The sequence below is a fragment of the Campylobacter concisus genome (genome assembly GCF_002913545.1).
GTDB lineage: Bacteria > Campylobacterota > Campylobacteria > Campylobacterales > Campylobacteraceae > Campylobacter_A > Campylobacter_A concisus_AV.
On sequence record NZ_PPBR01000031.1, the window covers coordinates 1 to 23396 of the forward strand.

The following is a 23396-nucleotide window of genomic DNA, read 5'->3' on the forward strand; positions in this document are numbered from 1 at the left end:
GAATAGTTTTTAAATTTTTTCTTTTAAGGGTTAAAATTGCTCTTTTAAATTTTTGGCTATGATTTGCCATTCCTTTGTGAGCTTTTAAAGGCTAAATTTAGCGTTTTACGTGGGCTTGCTAGAGCACCAAAAAAGTATAAAAATTTCATCCGCCGCTCGAGAAAGACGACATTTTTATATCCAAATTTAAAGGCGATCAGGGTCGTAAAAGAGTGCGAACATGAGAAATTTTTAACCAAATTTGACTGGCTTTACTCAAGCAGCGCAAACAAAAATGGTATGAAATTTGACGAAGTTTGGGCTAGAAGCGTGGCTGATGAAGTTGTTAATGAACGGTTTTTTGAAGATACGCCATCAAAAATTTATAAAATTTCAAAGTCAAAACTAAAAAAGCTCCGTTAAAAATTTTTAAACTTTTGAACAAAGATAATCTTATTACTCTTTTATAACTATAATACCCAATTTATCGTACTTTAGTACAATGTACAATCCCTTTCAAAACGATATAATTTTGCCATAAGAAACATATTGGTGTGTCAAAATTAGTAAAGGGGAAAATATCATGTCAAACGAGATCGCAGTAGTAAAAAGTATATCTGGCGAGGGTGCAAAAGCTATAAATAACTTGGGTGAGACAAGAGAACTTCACGTAGGAGATATAGTTTATAGTGGCGAAAAGATAGTGACTGATGATGCTAACTCTAAGATAACGATCGCTACAACTAATGGTAAAGAGGCAACCTTAATAGGCAAAGATAGCCTAAATTTGGATCAAAATTTATTTGGTACTGAAAACTCAAGTGGCAAAACTATAGCCAGTATAGATGACTTACAAAAGGCGATTTTAAGCGGTAAAGACCTAAACGCACTTGAAGAGACCGCAGCCGGTGGAAATGCTGGTGGAAATGCTAGTGGTGATGGGGTGAGTCTTGGTGAGGCTAGATTTGCCGAGGGCGGACACTACTCAAATATCAATGAAAATTTTAGAAATTTAAATGACTCTGGTAGAAATTTTGAAGCACCTATAAGCTCGGTTAGCGGTTATGCTGATGGAGCTACTGGTGCTGATGTGATAACACCTGTAGTGCCAGTATCTGTTGTCTCTATAAGAGCAGGGCAAGATGCAAGAGAAGAAAATGCATATAGTTTTGGCGATAGTAAATATCTTACTTTTGATTTTTCACTTAATTCAGCCCTAAGCGTTACGCCAACTACTTTAAATTTAAATTTTAGCGGTGTGAGAGGCAAAGATTATGATGACGGTTACTACTCTCTTGACGGTGGGCTAAACTGGTTTATGTTAACTAGTGATCAGATATATCTTAATGATCCAAATGATATTGCAAATTTGAAAGTCAGGTACCATGTCTTAAATGACTATGGACAAACTCCAGGATATCAAAACGAAGGCGAAATGGTAAAAGACTTAGGGGCGGATATTGCAGCTGGTATTAAAAATTTTGGAGATTATAGAAGAGAGGTTAGTCTAAGCATCACTAGCGATAATAGCGAAATTTTAACTACTAGCACGAAAAGCGGGATAATAGACGATGACAATAACTTTTTTATAGATCAAGATGTAGAAGGCATAAATTTAGATACAAAAACTGGCGATGAGACATTAGTAGTAACCGCAAAGATCAAAGACTCACATATAAGAGAGGGATATTACGGCGATAATAAACTAATGCTTCAAGGTGCGACGCTAGATAATACCATGATAGAAATGGGCGATAAAGATGATGTTTTGATAAAAGACTCCGAGCTTAAAAATGGCTCACGGATCAACACTTGGGCAGGTGAGGACCATGTGGTGATAGATAACTCAAAGATCATTAATAGCACCATAGATGTCGGAACTAGCAATCTTTACTATGATCCAAACGATCGTAGTAAGGTTCAGACAATAGATATAATAAACAACTCAGTTTTAACAAAGGCCACTATATATGGACCATCATTTGGTGGTAGCATGTCAGGTCCTGGACCAATCAAACTAAATTTAGAAAAAGGCTCAAGCGCTTTTGATACGGCCATATATGGTAGCAGCAACAAAGATGTGATAAATATCCATGGTAATATTGATGCTACACGCCTTGGGTTTAGTAACATCAATACCTCAAGCGGAAATGATATTTTAAATATAGATAGTGGCGCTATTATAAGAAATGTTCAGATTGCGATGCAAACTGGCAATGATACCTTAAATATAAACAATGCAACGCTTATCAATAGCTATATAAGCACGGATGGGCTTGCTGGCATAAGCCCGATAGATAAAGATACTTTCAACCTTAGTAATGTGACAATAAAAAAAGGAGCAACTCTTTATGGAGGATTGGATACTGATGTTTTTAATATAGAAAATGTCGCTGTGAGTCAAAATGGCTATGGTGGGCCAGGCACTTTTGCCTTTCAAGGTGGTCAAGGTAGTGATATATTTAATATCAAAGGCATACTTGATGGTAAATTTGACGATGTGAGAGTTGGATATTTGTCTGATGTTATCACTGGTGGGAATGGCGATGATGTAGTAAATTTTGAGAGTGGTTCGGTAGTAAATTATTCTAAAATTTATGGCGAATGGAGTGGCGAGATAGGCAACGACACTTTTAATGTAAAAGATGGTGCTATTATAAATAACTCCGAGATATGGGGCATGGATGGCAACGACGTTATAAATATAAAAAGTGGTGCGACACTAAATAATACTGGAATTTATGGCGATGACCGTGGCAACGAGTGGTCAGCAACTGGCAACGATATCGTAAATGTGGAAAAAGGTGCAGTTTTAAATAATGTCTCTATTGATGGTGGAAGCGGTGAAGATACGTTGATAGTTCGAGAAAATAACATCGACTTTTCAAAGGTTAAAAATTTCGAAAAACTATCTCTTGGTGGTGATGTGCAAAGCGATGGTAGTATAGTGGATAGTGAGAGTGCAAATTTGAGACTAAGTGCTGCCAATGTTAAAGACATTTTGCGTGATACTGGAAAGACAGTATTAAAAATAGATGGCGATAGTAGCGATAGGCTTGAGCTTGATGGCTTTGATGAGCACTCAGCTGTAAGTGCTGGAGGCTACACGAAGTATGCAAGCCTTGATGGCACCATAAGCATAGAGATCAAAGACGAAGTTGTTTCAAGTTTCTGATCTATTCTAACTCTCTAACTATCACCGACCATTCTTTTGCGAGCTTTTCAAGGCTAAATTTAGCATTTGCAGGGCTGGTCGATGGTAGTTTTATCACTTCATTTTTTGTCGCTTTTATGATTTCATTTTCTAAGTATTTTTTGCAAATTTCATAAGCCTTGCCGCCGTTTGCATAGACTTGCTTGATATTTGCCTCTTTAAATAAAGGCTTTAAATTTATAGGCACGATCTTGCTCATTTTTGCGTCGCTTGAGCCCTCTGTCTCGCATGATATCGCCGCGTCATATATCGCGATGTGGTGAGAGAGTAGAAATTTTATCTTTTCATCAATGCTTTCTGGCAGTGGAGCGTTTAAAATCCCAGCCAACACCCGCCAAAAGCGGTTTTGCGGATTTGTATAATAAAAGCCAAATTTACGCGAGATGACAGAGGGAAATGAGCCTAGGATCAAAATTTTAGAGTTTTTATCAAAGATTGGCTTAAAAGGGTGCGTTTGGCTCATATTTTGCCTTTTAAATTTATGAATAATTTTAGATAATGATATAAAAATTTGCTTTAGAAGTTAAATTTAAGGAGCTGCAGTGCCTTGGCGCAAGATGAGGTTTTTCGATAAGAGCTGGATAGGTGGCGATCTGGATGATGATGAGTTTAAAAAGAGGATAGAGGATTATAGCTCGTATATAAAGTCTTTTTATGGCGAGCTACAGACGCTTGAGAGAGTTTTTGTAGATATAAATTTTAGTGATGCAAAGATAGTATCTTTTGCCTTTATGAAAAGTGGCGCTAGGGTTAAATTTTATATCGGAGACTTGCAAAATGGCTACTTCGAGCTAAGTCCCCTTTTTAAAAATTTTCATATAGACGACAGCGCTCTTGGAGAGATCATATCCAGTGAAGTGGCTTTTGCGGAAAATAAATTTTATTTTTCATATATGATGGGCGATCTTAAGGAGCGTCATTTTGCTTTTGACGAGATATGCAGTATTAAATTTAAAAAAATTTCAAGCAAGATATATTCTAGCTGCTAGAGTAAATTTTAGGTGCAAAAGCACCTAAAATTTAATTGATTTCGTCGCTAAAGTCAGCTAGGCTAAGGCGTTTTAGCTGGCGGTAGCGTCTTTGTGCGTCAGCTTTGTTTTTAGCTAGTAGCTCGTCTGCGTGCTCAGGGTTGGTCTTTTTAAGCGAGTTGTAGCGAACTTCGTTTAGCAAAAACTCTTCATAAAGCGACCAGTCTGGCTCTTTTGAGGTGATTTTTAGAGGATTTTGCCCCTCTTTTAAAAGGCGCGGATCGTATAGATATGTCGGCCAGTATCCGCATTTTGTGGCGAGCTCGCCTTGGCCGCCTGACTGCGATAAGCCGCCTTTGATGCCGTGAGCGATGCACGGAGAGTAGGCGATGATGAGGCTTGGGCCATCATACGCTTCAGCTGCTGCGATCGCTTTTATCACGTTTGCTTGGCTCGCGTTTGAGTTGATTTGGGCCACGAAAATGTTGCCGTAAGTCATCGCGATGTAGCCAAGGTCTTTTTTCTGAGCTGGCTTGCCGCTAGCCGTAAATTGCGCTATCGAGCCTGCGCGGCTTGATTTTGAGCTTTGGCCGCCAGTGTTTGAATAAACTTCGGTGTCAAGCACTAGCACATTTACGTTCTCACCGCTTGCTAGCACGTGGTCAAGTCCGCCAAAACCGATGTCATACGCCCAGCCGTCGCCACCGATGATCCATTGTGACTTTTTGACGAGGAATTTCTTAAGCTCTAAAATTTCTTTTACGCCTGGTGCGCTTAAATTTTGCTCTAAAATAGGCAATAAATTTTTCGTGATCTCTTGCGTTTTAACGCCATCATTTTTGAAATTTATCCAGTCGTTGTAAAGCGCTGAAAGTGCGTTTGGTACGCTATCTATGTTGTTTCTCATTATATCTTCGATGCGGTGGCGCATGGTCTCCATCGCTACGTTCATACCCATGCCAAACTCGGCGTTATCTTCAAATAGCGAATTTGCCCACGCAACGCCCTTACCTTTGTCATTTGTGGTGTACGGAGTAGATGGGGCAGAGCCGCCATATATCGAGCTACAACCAGTCGCGTTTGCTACGATCATACGCTCGCCAAATAGCCTTGTTATAAGCGTGATATACGGAGTTTCGCCACATCCCGGGCAAGCGCCGTGGAATTCAAAGAGTGGCTTAGCAAAGCCAACGCCCTTAACGCTCTCTTTATTCATGAGATCGTCTTTGTAAGCGACCTTTTTAAATAGATAATCAGCGTTTTCTTGCTCGTTTTTGCCTAGCTCTTCTTCAAGCGGCACCATTACGAGCGATTTTTCTTTACTTGGGCAGTTTTGCGCGCACAGCTCGCAGCCGGTGCAGTCTAGCGGGCTTACTTGGATTTTATATTTTAGTCCCTTTACTTCTTTGCCTTTTGCTTCTAGGACGTGATCTTGCACGCCTTGTGGGGCTATGCTAAGCTCGTTTTCGTCTATCAAAAATGGCCTGATGACAGCGTGTGGGCAGACAAATGCGCACTGGTTGCACTGGATGCAGTTTTGCTCGATCCATTTTGGCACCATGACGCCAACGCCGCGCTTCTCGTAGGCCGTCGTGCCAGCTTCGAAGTGTCCGTCCTCGTAGCCTATGAAGGCTGAGACTGGTAGGCTATCGCCTCTGGCTGCATTTATCGGTTTTACGACGTTTTCGATGAAGCTGTTGCCGATATGTTTTTCATCTTTTTGCTCATCGTCTGCTAAATTTGCCCACGCAGGATCGACTGTCACTTTTATGAGCTCATTTGCGCCAACGTCGATAGCGTTGTAGTTCATCTGCACGATCGCCTCGCCTTTTTTAGCGTAGGCTTTGTGCGCGTACTCTTTCATATATTTTTGCGCATCTTCAAATGGTATGATGTCTGCAAGCTTGAAAAATGCCGACTGCATTATGGTATTTGTGCGGTTTTTAAGGCCGATGTCATGTGCTAGCTTTGTTGCGTTTATGATGTAGAAATTTATATTTTTGCTAGCTAAAATTTTCTTAACTTTATTTGGCAGTTTAGCGATCGTCTGCTCCGCGTCCCAGATAGAGTTTAATAAAAATGTGCCGTTTTCTCTGATGCCGTCAATGACATCATAAATTTCAAGATATGCTGCGACTGAGCAGGCTACAAAGTGCGGGTTTGAGACGAGATAGGTCGAGCGGATCGGCTTTTTGCCAAAGCGAAGGTGCGAGCGTGTGTAGCCGCCTGATTTTTTACTATCATAGGCAAAATATGCCTGCGCATAAAGGTCAGTCTTATCACCGATGATCTTTATAGAGTTTTTGTTTGCGCCCACGGTGCCGTCAGCTCCAAGGCCGTAAAATAAGCACTCTTTAACGCTCTCATCGCTTAGTGAAATTTTCTCTCCAGTTGGTAGCGAGGTAAAAGTGACGTCATCGACGATGCCCACAGTAAAGCCATCTTTTGGCTCGTTTTGGTTTAAATTTTCAAATACAGCTAGCATTTGCGCAGGATCGACGTCCTTTGAGCTAAGGCCGTATCTGCCGCCAACTATGACTGGAGCGTCTTTTTGGCCGTAAAATGCAGCTTTTATATCAAGATATAGTGGCTCGCCAAGGCTGCCAGGCTCTTTTGTGCGGTCAAGAACGGCTATTTTTTTCACGCTTTTTGGCATCACATCAAAGAGATACTTTGTGCTAAATGGGCGGTACAAATGCACCTTGATGATGCCCACCTTTTCGCCTTTTGCGTTTAGATAATCAACGACCTCTTCAAGGGTCTGTGTCACTGAGCCCATAGCTACGATGACGCGCGTGGCCTCAGGATCGCCGTAGTAGTTAAACGGCTTGTAGTCACGACCAGTAATCTTTGAAATTTCAGCTAGATACTCTGCCACGATATCTGGCACTGCGTTATAAAAGCGGTTACTTAGCTCTCTTGTTTGAAAGTAGATATCATCGTTTTGCGCTGTGCCTCTTGTTTTTGGGCTCTCTGGATTTAGCGCTTCGTCTCTAAATTTCTGTAGCGCCTCTCTGTCAAGAAGTCTATCAAAGTGCGCGTAGTCCATCACTTCTACTTTTTGAATTTCATGGCTAGTTCTAAAGCCGTCAAAGAAGTGTAAAAATGGCACTCTGCCCTTGATCGCCGCTAAATGCGCCACGCCAGCGATATCCATCACCTCTTGCACTGAGCCGCTTGCTAGCATAGCAAAGCCAGTTTGGCGACAGGCGTAGATGTCTTGGTGATCGCCAAATATTGAAAGTGCCTGCGCAGCTAGCGAGCGAGCTGAGACGTGGATGACGCCAGGGAGGAGCTGGCCTGCTATCTTATACATATTTGGAATTTTTAAAAGTAGGCCTTGAGAAGCTGTGTAGGTCGTAGTTAGCGCGCCAACTTGTAGCGAGCCATGCACCGTGCCAGCTGCGCCGCCTTCGCTTTGCATTTCGACTACTTTTACTGGCATACCAAATAAATTTTTCTTGCCCTGCGCTGCCCAAAGGTCAGTGTAGTCAGCCATAGGCGAGCTAGGAGTGATAGGGTAAATTCCAGCTACTTCGGTAAATGCGTATGACGCGTAAGCTGCGGCCTCGTTTCCGTCCATAGTTTTCATTATTTTTGACATATTTCCGCCTTAAAATTATCTTAAAAATGGCTTTATTATAAAAGAAAAATCCAAAATTTGTCATTAATCTCTATCATTAAAAAATTAAAATTTATAAATAACTAAGATGTAAGTCAAATTTTAATATTGTAGAGGCAAAGTAAAAAGGATGAAATTTTGATAAATATTCATAAAATAGCCTATCTAAGGGTTATCGCGCTATCTTTTGCAGCTTTTATATTTAATACAACCGAGTTCGTACCGGTGCCGCTTTTAAGCGACATAGCAAAGGATTTTGGCATGAGTACGGCTGATACTGGGCTCATCATCACGATATATGCGTGGAGTGTGACGATACTCTCGTTACCTTTTATGCTGCTAACTGCAAATTTAGAGCGAAGATCGCTACTTTTAAAAGTTTTTATCATTTTTGTCGCTTCTCACGCACTTTGCGCTGTTGCTTGGAATTTTACTGTTTTAGTCATAGCTCGCGTGCTAATAGCTATCTCACACGCCATATTTTGGTCGATCACCGCCTCGCTTGCCGTTAGGGTGGCACCTATCAATAAAAGCTCGCAAGCTCTGGGACTTTTAGCGCTTGGCACATCGATGGCGATGATACTTGGTTTGCCACTTGGCAGGATTTTAGGCGATAGCTTGGGCTGGCGTGTCACATTTGGACTTATAGGGATCTTTGCTGTGGGTGTTGGCGCTTGGCTATATAAAATTTTGCCGCTTTTGCCTAGCAAAAACTCAGGTTCATTAAAGAGCCTGCCGGAGCTTGCAAGAAATGGCTTTTTGATGGTGATATTTTTGCTAACTGCTATCGTTATCAGCGCGCATTTTAGCACCTATAGCTACATCGAGCCATTTGCTAAAGATATAAGCGGTTTTGATGGTAAATTTATCACCATGTTTTTGCTTTTGTTTGGCGTAGCTGGCATCGTAGCAAGCTGGCTTTTCTCTAAATTTTATAAGCTCATACCAAATGCTTTTACAGCTACCTCAATAGCGATCATTTTAGCTTGCTTGCTTGTGCTAAATTTGATCGCTACAAATGAGAGCTTGATGCTTGCGCTTGCCTTTATCTGGGGGCTTGGCATAGCTGGGATAAATATGAGCTTTCAGATCAAGGTGCTAAATTTAGCCTCAAATGCCACGGACGCTGCGATGGCGATATATTCAGCTATTTATAACATCGGCATAGGAGCTGGCGCACTAATAGGTCATCAAACGATAGTTTATCTTGGCGAGCAAAATATCGGCAACGTTGGTAGCCTTTTTGCAGCGGTTGGACTTGTCATCTTTCTCGTTGCGGCGGTTAAATTCAAAAAGACTAATTAAATTTAGCCTTCTTAAACAACCAAAAACGTTACAAATTTCTACAAATAAGTGATAATAAATATCATAACTAAGAATAATTTTAGCTAAGCTTTTTTATAATCGTTATCAGAAAACAAATAAAAATTAGGAGCTTGTTATGTCAGTTTTAGTTATCGGAGCAGATGAGATCACGCCTATTAAGGCGGTTTTGCATGATTTGGGAGCTGAGAAGATAGAGCACTGGGACGCTAGAAACGAAAACCGCGTAAATCGCAAGCCGATCCCGCAGGACACCGAGTGCGTGGTGATGCTAACTAGCTTTTTAAACCACAACACGATGAAGACTATTAAAACTCAAGCAAAAAAGAGAAATATCCCTATCGTTTGTGCGAAAAGAAGCGTTAGTTGCGTATTTTGCGAGTATTGTAAGGTCTTTGGCCTAGATAAGGAATTTGGATGCAAAGAATAATCGATGAAGTTCGGGTTTTTATCAGATATTGGCGAAATAACTCCAAGTATTTTTGCAAAGCTTGACAAGCTTTCGCGTGCGAAAATTTTCATCGCACTTTATAATGTTGGCGTTGAAAGCGAGCTAAAGATCCCGCTTTCTTACGCTAAATTTCTAAATTTCAAGGACATTTTTGAGGCTAGGATAAATTTCTTACTGCGTGATAAATTTTTAAATTTCAAACCAGTTGATAGCTTTTGCATACCTTCAAACATCGTTATAAATGCTTATTTGAAAAATGATTTTAAAGGGTTGAGATTTGTAGCAAAAGAGCCAAAAATGGCAGCTGCAAAGATGATAAAGATGCTTTATAGAAGCGGGGAATTTGAGTTTTTCATTGACGCAGCGCAGATGTTTTGCCAGTTTGTTTATGATAAAATACGCCTCCGCCATCAGGACAAAGAGGTCGTGCTAAATGGTGGTGTCATCTCGGTCAAAAAGGGTGGCAAAAATTTGCTCAATGTCATGCCAAGCTTTAAAAGGGTGAGCTTTGATGATATGAGAAATTTAAACGACGACATCGATGCAGCCGTTTGCGCCTTGCAAAGAGAGTGCGAGATGGTCTATATAGTCTGCCCTAGAAATGAGGAATTTAGACGGCACGTTGAGGTTAGGCACTGCTTTGCAAGAGGGTGCATAAAGCTCGTGCCTTATACGATTATTAGTAAAATTTTTTAAAAAGGATAAAAATGATAGGTATAGTTTTTGGAAGCAGCATGGGAAACACCGAAGATGCAGCAAAACTTATAAGCGAGGGTCTAGGTCTTAAAAACGAGCTTTTAAACGTCTCTGACGTGGACGCAGCGAAGCTAAATAGCTTTGATAAGCTCATCCTTGGCACATCGACTTGGGGTAGCGGCGATCTTCAAGATGACTGGGATGCGTTTGACTTTAAAGCGTTAAATTTAAGCGGTAAAACGGTCGCAGTTTTTGGCATGGGCGATAGCGAGAGCTACTCTGATGAGTACTGTAACGGCATGGCAAAGCTTTACGATGAGGTCGTAAAAGCAGGTGCAAAAGTAGTTGGCGAAGTTAGCACTGATGGATATACATTTGATGGCTCTGATGCCGTAAGAGGCGGTAAATTTGTAGGTCTAGCGCTTGATGCTGATAACCAGAGCGACAAAACCGAGGGTAGAATTTCAGCTTGGATCGAGCAGATAAAACCACACTTTATTTAATCCAAATTTAGCTAGATCTTCTAGCTAAATTATATATCCATAGCCGAGATGAAGCTTTTTATCCTCTCATTTTGGCTGTTAAAAAACTCATCTACCAAGCCATCAAAGGCGATCACGCCTTTATCTAAAAACAAAATTCTATCAGCTATCTTTCTAGCAAAATTCATATTGTGAGTGACTATGATCATAGACTTTTTCTCTTTTGCAAGAGATAAGATGACCTTTAAAACTTCAGCCTCAAGCTCTGGATCAAGCGCACTTGTAGGCTCGTCAAGTAGCAAAAAGTATGGATTTACAGCTAGCGCTCTTGCTATGGCCACACGCTGTGCTTGTCCGCCTGAGAGCCTGTTTGGATAGGTGTCTTCTTTGTGGCTAAGCCCCACTTTAGCCAAAAGCTCTTTTGCCTCTTTTATCGCTTCGTTTTTATCCTTTTTTTGAACGTAGATCGGAGCTTCGGTGACATTTTGAAGCGCTGTTAGGTGCGGAAAGAGGTTGAAGCTTTGAAAGACCATGCCTGTTTTTTTACGAATTTCTAAAAGCTCTTTTGAACTTAGCTTCTCTTTAAAATTTACACTCCTGCCATCTACATCTAAAGTGCCACTTTGCGGGATCTCAAGTAAATTTATGCATCTAAGAAGTGTTGATTTGCCACAACCAGATGAGCCAACTATCACGGTCGTTTGCCCCTCTTTAAAGCTTGTATTTATATTATCTAGTACCAAATGATCGCCGTAAGATTTGCTTATATTTTTAAAATTTATAGCCATTAGACATACCTTGAGACAGCTTTTTCAAGCCTTGATTGAAGATAGGTTAAAAGTGTGCAAACCACTAGATAGATGAGCGCTGCTAGGATGTATAGGATGAGTGGCTCAAAGGTTCTTGCTGCGATCCTTTGAGCGACCATAAACATATCTACTATCGTTATAGAAGCTGCTAGTGAAGTGTCTTTAACAAGGCCTATAAATGTGTTTGAAAGCGGTGGTAGCGAGATCCTCACTGCTTGAGGTGCGATGATGCGCTTTAAAATTTGATAGTGTGTCATGCCAAGCGATGTGGCAGCCTCCCACTGACCTTTTGGCACAGAAAGTATGGCAGCCCTTACAGACTCAGAGGCATAAGCGCCCACGTTTAGGCTAAATGCGATAGTGGCCGCACTCCAAGTATCAAGCGTGACACCGATGCTAGGAAGCCCGTAAAATATGATGAAAAGTTGCACAAGAAGCGGTGTGCCACGAAATATCCAAACGTAGGTGGCAAATATAAATTTTAAAATTTTTATATTTGAAAGCCTTGCTACTGCTGTGATAATGGCGATGACAAGCCCTAGCGAAAACGAGAGCAAAGTAAGTGGGATCGTCACTTTTAAAAGCGCGATGATCATCGGTAGTGTCGAGCTTGAAACAAGCTCGATCACTCTATCTAAATTTTCCATTTTTGCCTTGTTGGTTTATAAATTTATTTTGAGACGTCTTTGCCAAAGTAGCTTTTAGAGATAGCTTCTAGTTTGCCCTCTTTTGAAAGCTCAGTTAAAGCATTTGAAATTTGCTCTGCAAGCTCGGCGTTGTCTTTTTTAACAGCTGCTGCTGTGTAGTCTTTCTCATCAAGTGAGGCAGCTATCTTTACAGGTGCGTTTGGACGCTCTTTTATGAAGTCGTAAAATACGATGTTATCTCTTACAACAGCATCTACACGCCTTGATATAAGAAGCTCCATACTTTTAGCAAAACTATCTGTTACGACGTGCTCAGCACCGTATTTTACGGCTACTTTTGCCCAGTTGCTAGTTGCTGAGTCGGCATCTTTTTTGCCTTTTAGATCAGCAAAACTTTTTATATCGTTATTGTCTTTTCTAGTGATGATAGCACCAAATGTCACAGTATAAGGCACTGAAAAAGCATATTTTTTCTTTCTCTCATCAGTTATACTTACTTGGTTAAATACAACGTCTGCCTTGCCAGCATCAAATGCTGCTAGCATCGCATCCCAAGGAGCTGTTAGAAACTCAACCTTTAAATTTAGCTTTTGCGCTACTGCTCTTGCGATATCTACGTCGTATCCTACTAGCTCATTTTTGTCATTATAAAATGTAAAAGGCGCGTAAGTGCCTTCTGTTGCTACTGTTAGCACGCCATCTTTTATAGTTTTTGCTTGCAAATTTAGAGCCATTGCAAGCACTGCTACTACTTTTAATAAATTTGTAAATTTCATTTTGATCCTTTATTTTGAAATATCTTTTCCAAAATATTTCATCGAAATTTCGCTTATCTTGCCTTCGGCTTTTAGCTCATCAAGCGCTTTGTTTATCGCTTCTAGTAGCTCGGTGTTGCCTTTTTTAAGAAGTGCAGCTGTTGGCATCGGCTCGTTGCTAGTATATGCGATCTTTAGTGGTGCATTTGGGCGCTGTTTGATGTAGTCAAAAAATGTGACATTATCATTTATCGTATCGTCAGCTCTTTTTGAGATGATAAGCTCCACGCCTTTGCTAAAGCCATCGGCTACGACCACTGTTGCGCCGTTTTTCTCAGCTATCGCTGCCCAGTTGCTAGTTGCAGAATGCACGCTTTTTTTGCCCTTTAGATCAGCAAAACTTTTGATGTCGTTATTATCTTTATGCACGACTATTACTGGATATGGCATGGTGTAAGGCACGCTCATATCATACTTTTTCTTTCTATCTTCGTTTATGCTAACTTGGTTAAAAACAACGTCCGCTTTGCCAGCGTCAAATGCAGCTAGCATCGCATCCCATGGGGCTGTTAGAAATCCTATCTTTAAATTTAGCTTCTTTGCAACAGCTCTTGCGATATCTACGTCATAGCCTACTAGCTCGTCCTTTTCATCATAAAATGAATAAGGCGAGTAAGTGCCTTCAGTTGCGACTATAAGTTCGCCTTTTTTGATAGTTGAAGCATTTAAATTTAAAGCTAAAAAAGCACCTGCGATAAAGCCAAAAATGGGCTTAAAATTCATTAATTCTCCTTATTTAGAAATGTCTTTGCCGAAGTATTTAAGCGAAATTTCGCTTAAAACTCCTTCTTTGCTAAGCTCATTTAGGGCATTATTTATCTTATTTAGTAGCTCTTTGTTACCTTTTTTAACAATCGCGGCCGTATACATCGGCTCATCGCCAGCTTCGATGATCTTTATAGGGGCGTTTGGATGTTGTTTGATGTAGTCATAAAACATTACCGCATCATCTATCGTATCATCGGCTCTTTTTGTGATGATCAAATTTATCTGATCGCTCAAACTATCGGCTACAACTAGCTTGGCGCCATACTTTTCAACGGTTGGTATCCACATGCTATTTACTGAATGCACGCTTCTTTTGCCTTTTAGATCGGCAAAGCTTTTGATGTCGTTATTATCTTTATGCACGACGATGGCCGAGTAAGAGACCATATATGGCACGCTGTAGTCATACTTTTTCTTTCGCTCGTCGGTTATACTTACTTGGTTAAACACCACGTCCGCCTTGCCAGCGTCAAATGCCGCAAGCATCGCATCCCATGAAGCTTCGATAAATTTTGGCTTTACGCCTAGTTTTTTAGCCACGGCTCTTGCTATCTCCACGTCATAGCCCATTAGCTCATCTTTTTCATTGTGAAATGAAAATGGCGAATAAACGCCCTCTGTTGCTATCCTTATGACGCCATCTTTTTTGATCTGCTCGTAAGAATTTGCCGAGGCAGAATTTAAAGAGAGCAAACAGCCAACTACGCAGAGCGCACCAAATTTAAAAGCACTAGAAAATTTCATACAAAACTCCTTATAAAAAAATAAAATCAATAACGGAATTTGCAAAAAAAGATAAATTTAAGATTTATGCAAATGTCAGTCGCAACTGCGACCTAAGTAATATTTTGGCGCTATTTTATCACAAAAATAAAAGGGCGGCGCCTCACCCCTCTAAAAGTGAGACCGCTAGAGCTTTTACCCCCTTAAAATCAACCTTGCCACTTGCAAGTGTTGGGATATCATCAACGATAAATATATAGCTTGGCATCATTATCGGAGCTAAGTTGCTCTCTTTTAAAATTTGCTCGATATTTTCAGGCTCTGTGCCACTTTTTACTAAAAGTGCGATCGCTTCGCCCTTTTTACTATCTGGCACGTTTGCACTGCTAAAGACGACGTCGCCCCTAAGTACCTTTGCAAGCTCTTCTTCGACGCTTCCAAGGCTTATCATCTCGCCGCCTATCTTGGCAAATCTTGAGTATCTATCTACGATAAATACAAAGCCGTTTTCGTCGATGTGGCCTTTATCGCCAGTTTTATAGTATCTTACGCCATCAATGTGCGTGATGACGTCGTTTGTTTTGGCTTCGTCGTTTAGATAGCCCTTCATCACCTGCGATCCGCCGATGACGATGAGTCCGTCTGTGCCAGTTTCTAGCTCTTCAAGCGTCTCTGGGTCGATTATCTTGATGATAGTGCCAGGCAGAGGCATGCCAACGCTGCCAGGTCTATTAAATGTAAGCTCTTTTAGGCTCTCTTTTTCTAGGATATTTGGCATATTTACTGCAGCTACCGGCGCCGTTTCGGTCGCGCCATATCCTTCATAAATTTCTATACCAAATTTGAGCCTAAACTCATCTTTTATCTCAGGTTTTAGCTTTTCAGCCCCAGCTACAACCATTCTGGCACTTTGAAACATCAGCGGATGAAGCTTTTTGTTTCTGGTGTAGAGCCTAAAAAACGTTGAGGTGCCAAAGATGATGCTAGCGCTGTGTCTTGCAGCCATTTTGCCGATAGTAGCTCCGTCTGTTGGGTCGGGCACGCTTACCATTTTTATGCCCTCGCAAAGCGGCATGAGCGTGGTGACTGTTAGTCCAAATGAGTGAAATACTGGGAGTGAGTTTAAGATCACGTCATCTTTTTTGAAATTTAGAAGTTCGCTTATTTGCTTAATGTTTGCAAGTAAATTTTTGTGGCTTAGCTCGATGCCTTTTGGCTCGCCTTCGCTGCCGCTACTAAATAAAATGGTAGCTGTATCTTCTAAGCTTACACGCTTGAAATAGCAAAGCTTGATGAGCCAAGTTGGAGCAAAAAAGGCAGTTAAAAGCGCTAAAAATTTCTCTTTTTTTGAGACGCTGGCTGAGAGATCTTCTGCAAATTTAGCCTTGCCGCTCATCGCATCTTTTAGATCAAAGCCCTTAAGTGCGAGCTTTTCAAGAAATTTGCTAGAGGTTATGACTGTGTTTATATTTGCCTTTCTTAGGGCGTGATTTAGCGAGGTAACATTAAGCGTATAGTTTAAATTTACGCTCACTTTGCCCATGGCAAGAAGCGCCATATTTACTATTGCTGCGATGCTTGAGCTAGGCAGCAAGATGCCTATATTTTTCTCATCTTTTAGCTCGCGTTTTAAAATTTTGATAAAGACTAAAACAGCTGTTATAAATTTCAAGTTGCTTAAATTTAACCCAGTGCTGTCGCTCACGCACTCTTTAAATTTATCCTCTTTTGCGTTGTTTAGCCATTCGCTCGTTAGTGGTTTTTGCCTTGAGATAAAGCTCTCCCACGATGAAAAGCTAAGCTCAAGCACCTTTTGCTTCATCTTTGCAGCGTTTATAAATGTAGTTATTGGCTTGCCAAAGGCGACGATGATGTCGCGTCTGCCATTTTTAGAAGTGAGGTCTTTGTAAAATTTACTAGCCCTTGAAAAGCTAGATCCCCAAAGGCCACGAAGGTAAAATGGCACGATGCAAATTTCTTCTAGATCTCTTATGATAAGCTCAAAGCCCTTTTGAAATTCATTGATCTGGCCGTTGTAGCTGATGTGGCCCTCTGGGAAAAGTGCGACCACTTCGCCATTTTTTAGGCACTCTCTAACTAGCTCTATGGACTCTTTGCTAGCGCCTGCGCCTATTGGGATCACTTTAAAAAATTTAAAAATTTGCTTTAGATACCATTTGTTATAGATTGTTCTATACATGACAAATCTTATGCCCCTTGGACTTGCAGCTTGCAGCACGAGCCAGTCGATCCAGCTGATGTGATTGCCAAGAAGTAGCGCACCGCCACTTTGCGGTAAATTTTGAAGTCCCTCAACGAAAAAGCGGTACTTTGTCTTTAAAAATGGCAACAAAAGCAGCCTTGTAAAAAGGTGTGGAAGCTGTAAAATGGCGTAAAAACTGCCAACTAAGCAAACAAGCGCTGTAAAGACAAAAAGTCCAGTAGTTGAAATTTCAAAATATACTAAGCCTATGCCAATGGCTAGAAATAGTAGCATTGAGACGTTTTGTAAGAAGTTGTTTGCCGCCATTATCTTGCCGGTATTTTTTTGTGGGGCAAAGTACTGGATCATCGCATTTAGCGGCACTATAAATATGCCTCCAAAAAAACCAAATGCAAATGAGCTAAGGCTCACTACGCCGATATTTGAGCCAAATGCGAAAAATAATAGCGAGAAAAATATACCAATAGCACCCATCGGCACGATGCCAAGCTCGATGTGAAGCTTTGACATAGAGCCAGCCACGTATGAGCCAAATGCGATGCCTATGGCGCTTACTGCAAGGATCGCTTGGACTGCTAGAGAGCTGTCGTCGTTAAAAACTGCTTTATAGTGAGCTGGGAAGGCTGCTATTATGATCTGAGAAATACCCCAAAATATGCTAAGACCAGCGATGCTTAGCCAGATATTTTTATCTGATCTTACCTCTTTTAAATTTTCTCTTAAGTAGCTAAGGCTGATGTATCTTTTAAGCTCAAATTCTCCGCTTTGTTCGTTCGTTTCGCTGATATAAGGTAGCTTGTAGGCAAAAAATGCTTCAAGTGCGCTAAATACAACTAAAAAGATGCCGATAGGATAGACGCTTTTTAAAATTTCTTCTGAGTTTTCGCCTTGGATGTATAAATTTTCAAATATAAATGAAAACAAAAATGAGCTAACAAGTATCGCTACGATGGTAAGCGCTTGGATGACGCCGTTTGCTGTGCCAAGTCGCTCAGTGCCGACAAGCGCTTTGATGATGCCGTATTTTGCAGGCGAGTAGATCGCACTTTGAGCAGCCAGTATGAGCGTGAGTGCAAATGCCACGCCAAAGGCACCTAAAAGGTAGCTAATAAGCACCGCAACGCTGATAACAACGCCAAAGACGGCGCAAATTCTAATAACCTTTGTCTTTGCAAATTTGTCATTTATAAAGCTTGAAGGCGAAAATAAAAATATAAATGGAAGCAAGATCATCGCATTTATAACGGCTGTTAGGATAAAAAGCGTGTCGCCTGAGTAGGTCTTTAAAAGGACGTTTTGGATAGTTATTTTGTGTGCTAGATCGACACTTGCGTTTAAAAATGCGATCGCAAGGTAGGGCAAAAAGCCAGTGACTTTTAGTAAATTCCTCATGAATAAAGCCTTTTTGGATTTAAAATTTTGTAAATCTAACAGCAAAATATTTAAAATATCATTAATAAAAAACTCTAGCCATAAATTTTGTGGTTAAATTTCTTTGAAAAAATTTAAATTTTATATGCTTTTTGATAAAATCCGCCTATCAAAAATAAGGAAAAATTTATCATGGACTATGAAATCATCGTCGTTGGCGGCGGACATGCTGGCATTGAGGCAAGTCTTGCGGCTGCTAGAATGGGCAAAAAAACTCTACTTATTACTATCTTAGCTGAGCAAATAGGCGCTGCAAGCTGTAATCCAGCCATCGGAGGCCTTGCAAAAGGACATCTTGTAAAAGAGATCGACGCGCTTGGCGGTCAAATGGGACTTACGACTGACGCTGTTGGCATCCAGTTTCGCGTGCTAAATGAGAGCAAAGGCCCAGCAGTACGTGGCAGCCGCGCTCAGATCGATATGGATAGATACCGAGTTTATATGAGAAATTTGCTTTTAAACACTCCAAATTTAGAAATTTCTCAAGAGATCGCCACTGAAATTTTAAGCGAAAATGGCGAAGTAACTGGCGTTAAAACCCACCTAAATAACATCTATAACGCAAAAAAAGTGATAATTACAACTGGCACATTTTTAAACGGGCTAATCCACGTTGGATTTAACAAACTTGAAGCTGGCCGTGTGGGCGAGCTAAGCGCAAAGGATCTAAGCTCTAGCCTAAGGGAGCTTGGGCTAAATTTAGGCAGGCTAAAGACTGGAACATGCCCAAGGATCGACGCAAAAACGATAAATTTTGAAATTTTAGAGAAGCAAGATGGCGATGCAAAGCCAGTTGCATTTAGCTTTAGAACTAAAAATTTCTCCCCAACGCAGCTACCATGCTACATCGCCTACACAAACGAGACCACGCATGAGATAATCCGCTCAAATTTCGACAAAGCGCCACTTTTTACAGGTCAGATCGAGGGTATCGGACCGAGGTATTGCCCTAGTATCGAGGATAAGATAAACCGCTTTGGCGACCGCGATAGGCACCATCTTTTCATTGAGCCTCAGACCCTTGAAGCGACAGAGTACTACATAAACGGCTTTTCAACAAGCCTGCCTTATGAGGTGCAAGTGCAGATGCTCCGCTCCGTAAAGGGCTTTGAAAACGCCAAAATCGTAAGACATGGATACGCCATCGAGTACGACTACGTCGAGCCAACGCAGTTAAAACATAGCTTAGAGACCAAAAAAGTAAAAGGGCTATACTTGGCTGGGCAGATAAACGGCACGACAGGATACGAGGAGGCCGGCGCTCAAGGGCTAATGGCTGGTATAAATGCAGCGCTTTCGCTGGATGACAAAGAGCCGCTTGTTTTGCGCCGCGACGAGGCCTATATCGGCGTTTTAATAGATGATCTTGTCACAAAAGGGACAAAAGAGCCATATAGGATGTTTACGAGTAGGGCAGAGTATCGCTTGCTTTTGCGTGAGGAAAATGCCATTTTAAGGCTTGGCGGATATGGCCATGAGCTTGGGCTGCTTGATGATGAGACTTTTAAAAAGATAGAAAATATAAGAAGAAATTTAAAAGAGGGGCTGGAGTTTTTAAATGAGACTCAGATCACGCCAAGTAAGGCAAATTTAGAGCTTTTAGCAAGCCTTGATGAAGAGCCGATCAGCCAAAATGTGAGCCTACAAAAGATAGTCGCTAGAAAGAGCTTTACGGCTGAGAAACTAAGAAAGCTTGATGAGAGATTTGTAAATTTAGACGATGCGAGTATGGATCAAATTTTAACCGAGTGCAAGTATCAGCACTACATCAGCGAGCAAAAAAATCAGATCGAGAAAATGAAAGATATGATGGATGTGAAAATCCCTGAAAATTTCGACTTTAGAAGCATAAGCGGACTTAGCAACGAAGTGGTCGAAAAGCTTGAGAAATTTGCCCCGCCAACGCTCTTTGCAGCGAGTGAAATTTCAGGTATCACGCCAGCAGCGATTGACATCTTACATATTTATATAAAAATGAGCGAGAAAAAGGCTTAAATTTAAGCCTTTTATGGTTTTAAAATTTAACTAACATTTAAAATTTAAAACAAAGCTTCTCGTTTTTAATAGTTGCTATTTATAATTTTTTAAGTTTAATAAATTTTTATTATTAAAATTTTCTATTTTACGGGAGCTAAAATAGAAAATTTTTTTATCTTAACGTTTAGACATTAGATCAAATTTCTCTTTTATAAAAAGCTTAAAGTCACGATATATAGGTATTTTTAGATAAATTTATCTCAAATTTTAGTGTAAAAAAAGCTTAAATTCACTTTATTTTTACAAACTATATTGTGAGATTATAGTTTTTTAATTTTTTGAGAGTATAATCGTTTAAATTTTATTTATAGAAAGGAAATTAATGTCAGTAAAGCAAGAAAGACGAAGCTTTATCGGCCTTGCGTTTGGTGCCGTGGCAGCTGTTGGTGGCGCGATGTCACTAGTTGCCATGAAAAAGACCTGGGATCCGCTCCCTAGCGTAAAAGCTGCTGGTTTTACAACTGTCGATCTAAGTCCGATCAAAGATGGCGAGATGAGACAGGTTGAGTGGCGTAAAAAGCCTATTTTCATCCTCAAAAAAAGCCCAGATATGGCTAAAAATGACAAGAGAGATGTAGTCGTTGGAGATGCAAGATATGTAGTTCTTATCGGACTTTGCACACACCTAGGATGCATCCCTGAGTATAAAGCTAGCAAGCAAATGTTTGTCTGTGCCTGTCATGGCGGCGAATTTAACGTTGATGGCGTGCAGACATACGGACCTCCACCAAGACCGCTTGATATCCCACCATTTAAGATCGATGGAACCAAGCTAGTTCTAGGCGAAACAAGCCCAGAATACGAAAAATTAGTAGCTAAAGCTTAGGAGGTTAGCGATGTCTTTATCTCATAAATCAACTGGCGTTATTGACTGGCTTGACCAGCGCCTAGCTTTTACAAAGCTTATGAAGGTTCTAGTTAGCGAATACTGGATCCCAAAAAATATAAATTTCCTTTGGGCGATGGGCGTTATCCTAACGACGCTTTTCTTACTTTTGATCATCACTGGCTATTTGCTTATGATGTATTACAAACCAGATGTAAATTTGGCCTTTGACAGCGTAAATTACACTATTATGCAAGAGGTCGAGTATGGCTGGCTTTGGCGTCATATCCACGCAGTTTCAGCTTCTACGATATTTCTTATCATGTATATCCACTTGCTTACCGGACTTTACTACGGCTCATACAAAAGAGGCAGAGAGGTCATTTGGGTAAGCGGTATGGTGCTATTTATCTGCTTTTCAGCAGAGGCATTTAGCGGCTATATGCTCCCATGGGGACAGATGAGCTACTGGGCAGCGACTGTTATCACTCAGCTTTTTGGTGGTGTGCCAGTTATCGGCGATGCTTTGGTTGAGTGGATTAGAGGCGATTACGCGGTTGGCGACTCAACACTTACTAGATTTTTTATGCTTCACGTCTGCTTGCTACCACTTGTAACTATCGTTGTTTTGGTTATCCACTTCTACTCATTAAGAGTTCCTCACGTAAATAACCTAACAAGCGAAGATATCGACTTTGAAGTAGAGGCGCAAGAGTACTTGCATGGCGACAGAGCAAAAGCTAAAGTCATACCATTTTGGCCAGGATTTTTGGCAAAAGACTTCATGTATGTATCATTTTTTATGATCTTTGTCATATATCTTGTTTGCTATCACTTCAACTTTGCGATGGATCCTATCAACTTTGAGCCAGCAAATCCACTAAAAACTCCACCACACATCTATCCAGAGTGGTACTTCTTGTGGCAATATGAAATTTTACGTGGCTTCTTCTTTGATATAGCTGGAATTTCAGCTTATAACATCGGTCTTATCGCATTTGCATTCGCAGGTGTTGCGTTTATGCTTATACCTCTTTTTGATAGAAGCGACCTTGTAGCTCCAGCGCACAAAAGACCACTATTTTTTGTATGGTTTTGGGTGCTAGTTGCTGACCTTATCGTCTTATCTATATATGGCAAGCTTCCAACAGGCGGCATCAACGACTGGATAGGATTTTACGCTTCACTGCTATTTTTAGTGCTATTTATAATCGCACTTCCAGTTATCACAATACTTGAAAGAAAAAGGGGCTAATCATGAAAGAGCTTAAAATTTTTGCCATCGTTGTTATCCTTTCAGGTATTTTATACTGGGGCATCGAGCCTTACGCTCACACAAAGCTTCATCCGCACACTGCAAATGCTGAGTATAACTTCTCAAAAGAAGATACTGACTACGCAAAGCACTTTTTAGAGCAGAAAAAAGAGGCGCTTGAGGCTGCAAAAGCTAGCGGCAACAAAGCTAGCATAGAAGCGGCTACAAAAGATGTTGAGACAGCACAAAAAATTCTTGATGACTACACAGCTTTTTGGGCTGATATAAATTCGATCGACCTTGCAAAAGGTGACGCTGCAAAAGGTGCTGAGACATTTGGCGCAGCTGGATGTACAGGCTGTCACGGCATCGAAGCAGCTGGTATGCCAGCCAGCATGGACGCTGAGACAGCTAGCCAAAGCTTTGGTGTGGTGCCACCAGATCTTAGCACAGCTGGTAAAATTTATGACGAGAGATTTTTGGCTGCACTTATCAAAAATCCAACTATGGCTGTAAAACTATCACATAAATTTAACGACGAGCATCCTTATCCGATGACTGCATTTATGGGTGCTGGTGGCGATATAAACGCTGAGATCGCTGACATAGTTGCTTATCTTAAAAAGGTATCAGCTGACGCGGATGCAAAGAGCAAGATCACTGACGAGAAAGTCTTTGCTGATGCATGCCAAAGATGCCACGATATGAAGTATGATAAAAAATATACTCTTAGCAACAAAGTAAGCCTTGCAGCTTATATGGGCTCAAACCCACCTGATCTATCTATGATGATCCGCTCAAAAGGTGCTGACTACTTGCATAAATTTATAAACGATACTCAAAAGATGCTTCCAGGCACTGCGATGCCTAGAGTTGGCTTAAACAAAGCTGCTGAAGACGACATAGTATCTTACATAGAAAAAGTAGGCGACAGCAAAAAGGCTGAGCGCGAGAGCACAGGCATTTACGTGATGATATACTTCTTCATCTTAGGAATTTTTGCTTGGCTTTGGAAGCGCAAAGTCTGGAGCGAACTCCACTAAAATTTAAGAGCCTTCTTGGCTCTTAAATTCTCTCTAGTAAATTTACATATATAAATTAGGTATGTGATTTTTTAAATTTTTAA

At 40.8% G+C, this 23396-nt stretch carries 18 protein-coding genes and 1 pseudogene; 11 read left to right on the forward strand and 8 right to left on the reverse strand.

Annotated features, from left to right (window positions below; all coding sequences use genetic code 11):
• Positions 1 to 75 precede the first annotated feature (75 nt).
• Both CYP05_RS01685 and CYP05_RS01690 read left to right on the forward strand, forming a co-directional pair.
• Positions 76 to 402 (forward strand): annotated as a pseudogene (locus CYP05_RS01685) (Sua5 YciO YrdC YwlC family protein); the annotation flags it as partial.
• Between the two features lie 160 nt (positions 403 to 562).
• On the forward strand, positions 563 to 3154 hold the full coding sequence (locus tag CYP05_RS01690) for a retention module-containing protein (protein WP_103641800.1): 2592 nt from the start codon (positions 563 to 565) through the stop codon (positions 3152 to 3154).
• Position 3155: 1 nt separating this feature from the next.
• On the opposite strand, the gene CYP05_RS01695 is transcribed toward CYP05_RS01690, so the two are convergent.
• Positions 3156 to 3656, reverse strand: a complete 501-nt coding sequence (locus tag CYP05_RS01695; protein WP_103641801.1) for a DNA-deoxyinosine glycosylase — start codon at positions 3654 to 3656, stop codon at positions 3156 to 3158.
• A 94-nt stretch (positions 3657 to 3750) separates the two neighbouring features.
• On the opposite strand from CYP05_RS01695, the gene CYP05_RS01700 reads away from it, so the two are divergent.
• Positions 3751 to 4182 (forward strand): hypothetical protein, encoded by a 432-nt coding sequence (locus CYP05_RS01700; protein WP_181001148.1) that lies wholly within the window; start codon positions 3751 to 3753, stop codon positions 4180 to 4182.
• Positions 4183 to 4213: 31 nt separating this feature from the next.
• Here the strand turns inward: CYP05_RS01700 and nifJ are convergent, their stop codons facing one another.
• Positions 4214 to 7765 (reverse strand): pyruvate:ferredoxin (flavodoxin) oxidoreductase, encoded by a 3552-nt coding sequence (gene nifJ / locus CYP05_RS01705; RefSeq protein WP_103641803.1) that lies wholly within the window; start codon positions 7763 to 7765, stop codon positions 4214 to 4216.
• A gap of 156 nt (positions 7766 to 7921) precedes the next feature.
• Here nifJ and CYP05_RS01710 point away from each other — a divergent pair, with 156 nt between their 5' ends.
• From CYP05_RS01710 to fldA, 4 genes are all read left to right on the forward strand, one after another.
• Positions 7922 to 9088, forward strand: a complete 1167-nt coding sequence (locus tag CYP05_RS01710) for a sugar transporter (protein ID WP_103641804.1) — start codon at positions 7922 to 7924, stop codon at positions 9086 to 9088.
• A gap of 136 nt (positions 9089 to 9224) precedes the next feature.
• Entirely contained in the window at positions 9225 to 9536 is a 312-nt protein-coding gene (locus CYP05_RS01715; protein ID WP_002939277.1) for a DUF2325 domain-containing protein, read from the forward strand.
• Between the two features lie 3 nt (positions 9537 to 9539).
• Positions 9540 to 10253 (forward strand): UDP-N-acetylmuramate--alanine ligase, encoded by a 714-nt coding sequence (locus CYP05_RS01720; RefSeq protein WP_103641805.1) that lies wholly within the window; start codon positions 9540 to 9542, stop codon positions 10251 to 10253.
• An 11-nt stretch (positions 10254 to 10264) separates the two neighbouring features.
• Positions 10265 to 10756, forward strand: a complete 492-nt coding sequence (gene fldA / locus CYP05_RS01725) for a flavodoxin FldA (protein WP_103641806.1) — start codon at positions 10265 to 10267, stop codon at positions 10754 to 10756.
• Between the two features lie 29 nt (positions 10757 to 10785).
• Here fldA and CYP05_RS01730 read toward each other — a convergent pair whose 3' ends face one another.
• The 6 genes from CYP05_RS01730 to CYP05_RS01755 all read right to left on the reverse strand — a co-directional run bounded on the left by CYP05_RS01730 (position 10786) and on the right by CYP05_RS01755 (position 18113).
• A complete protein-coding gene (locus CYP05_RS01730; RefSeq protein WP_103641807.1) occupies positions 10786 to 11523 on the reverse strand; it encodes an amino acid ABC transporter ATP-binding protein in 738 nt (245 codons plus the stop codon).
• A complete protein-coding gene (locus CYP05_RS01735; RefSeq protein ID WP_103641808.1) occupies positions 11523 to 12191 on the reverse strand; it encodes an amino acid ABC transporter permease in 669 nt (222 codons plus the stop codon). Before CYP05_RS01735 ends, CYP05_RS01730 begins: the two co-directional genes overlap by 1 nt.
• A 23-nt stretch (positions 12192 to 12214) precedes the next feature.
• On the reverse strand, positions 12215 to 12967 hold the full coding sequence (locus tag CYP05_RS01740; protein ID WP_021088117.1) for an amino acid ABC transporter substrate-binding protein: 753 nt from the start codon (positions 12965 to 12967) through the stop codon (positions 12215 to 12217).
• A 9-nt stretch (positions 12968 to 12976) separates the two neighbouring features.
• Positions 12977 to 13729 (reverse strand): amino acid ABC transporter substrate-binding protein, encoded by a 753-nt coding sequence (locus CYP05_RS01745; protein WP_103641809.1) that lies wholly within the window; start codon positions 13727 to 13729, stop codon positions 12977 to 12979.
• A 9-nt stretch (positions 13730 to 13738) separates the two neighbouring features.
• Positions 13739 to 14518, reverse strand: a complete 780-nt coding sequence (locus CYP05_RS01750) for an amino acid ABC transporter substrate-binding protein (protein ID WP_103641810.1) — start codon at positions 14516 to 14518, stop codon at positions 13739 to 13741.
• 142 nt (positions 14519 to 14660) lie between these two features.
• Complete coding sequence (locus CYP05_RS01755) at positions 14661 to 18113, reverse strand: acyl-[ACP]--phospholipid O-acyltransferase (protein ID WP_103641811.1); 3453 nt, start codon at positions 18111 to 18113, stop codon at positions 14661 to 14663.
• A gap of 171 nt (positions 18114 to 18284) precedes the next feature.
• Here CYP05_RS01755 and mnmG point away from each other — a divergent pair, with 171 nt between their 5' ends.
• The 4 genes from mnmG (at position 18285) to CYP05_RS01775 (ending at position 23313) form a co-directional block, all read left to right on the forward strand.
• Positions 18285 to 20147: a tRNA uridine-5-carboxymethylaminomethyl(34) synthesis enzyme MnmG gene (gene mnmG, locus CYP05_RS01760; RefSeq protein WP_103641812.1), complete on the forward strand. Its 1863-nt coding sequence runs from the start codon at positions 18285 to 18287 to the stop codon at positions 20145 to 20147.
• A gap of 364 nt (positions 20148 to 20511) precedes the next feature.
• Positions 20512 to 21015 (forward strand): ubiquinol-cytochrome c reductase iron-sulfur subunit, encoded by a 504-nt coding sequence (gene petA / locus CYP05_RS01765; RefSeq protein ID WP_002939267.1) that lies wholly within the window; start codon positions 20512 to 20514, stop codon positions 21013 to 21015.
• A 10-nt stretch (positions 21016 to 21025) separates the two neighbouring features.
• Positions 21026 to 22270 (forward strand): cytochrome b, encoded by a 1245-nt coding sequence (locus tag CYP05_RS01770; protein ID WP_002939231.1) that lies wholly within the window; start codon positions 21026 to 21028, stop codon positions 22268 to 22270.
• Between the two features lie 2 nt (positions 22271 to 22272).
• Entirely contained in the window at positions 22273 to 23313 is a 1041-nt protein-coding gene (locus CYP05_RS01775; RefSeq protein ID WP_103641813.1) for a c-type cytochrome, read from the forward strand.
• The last annotated feature ends 83 nt before the right edge of the window (positions 23314 to 23396 follow it).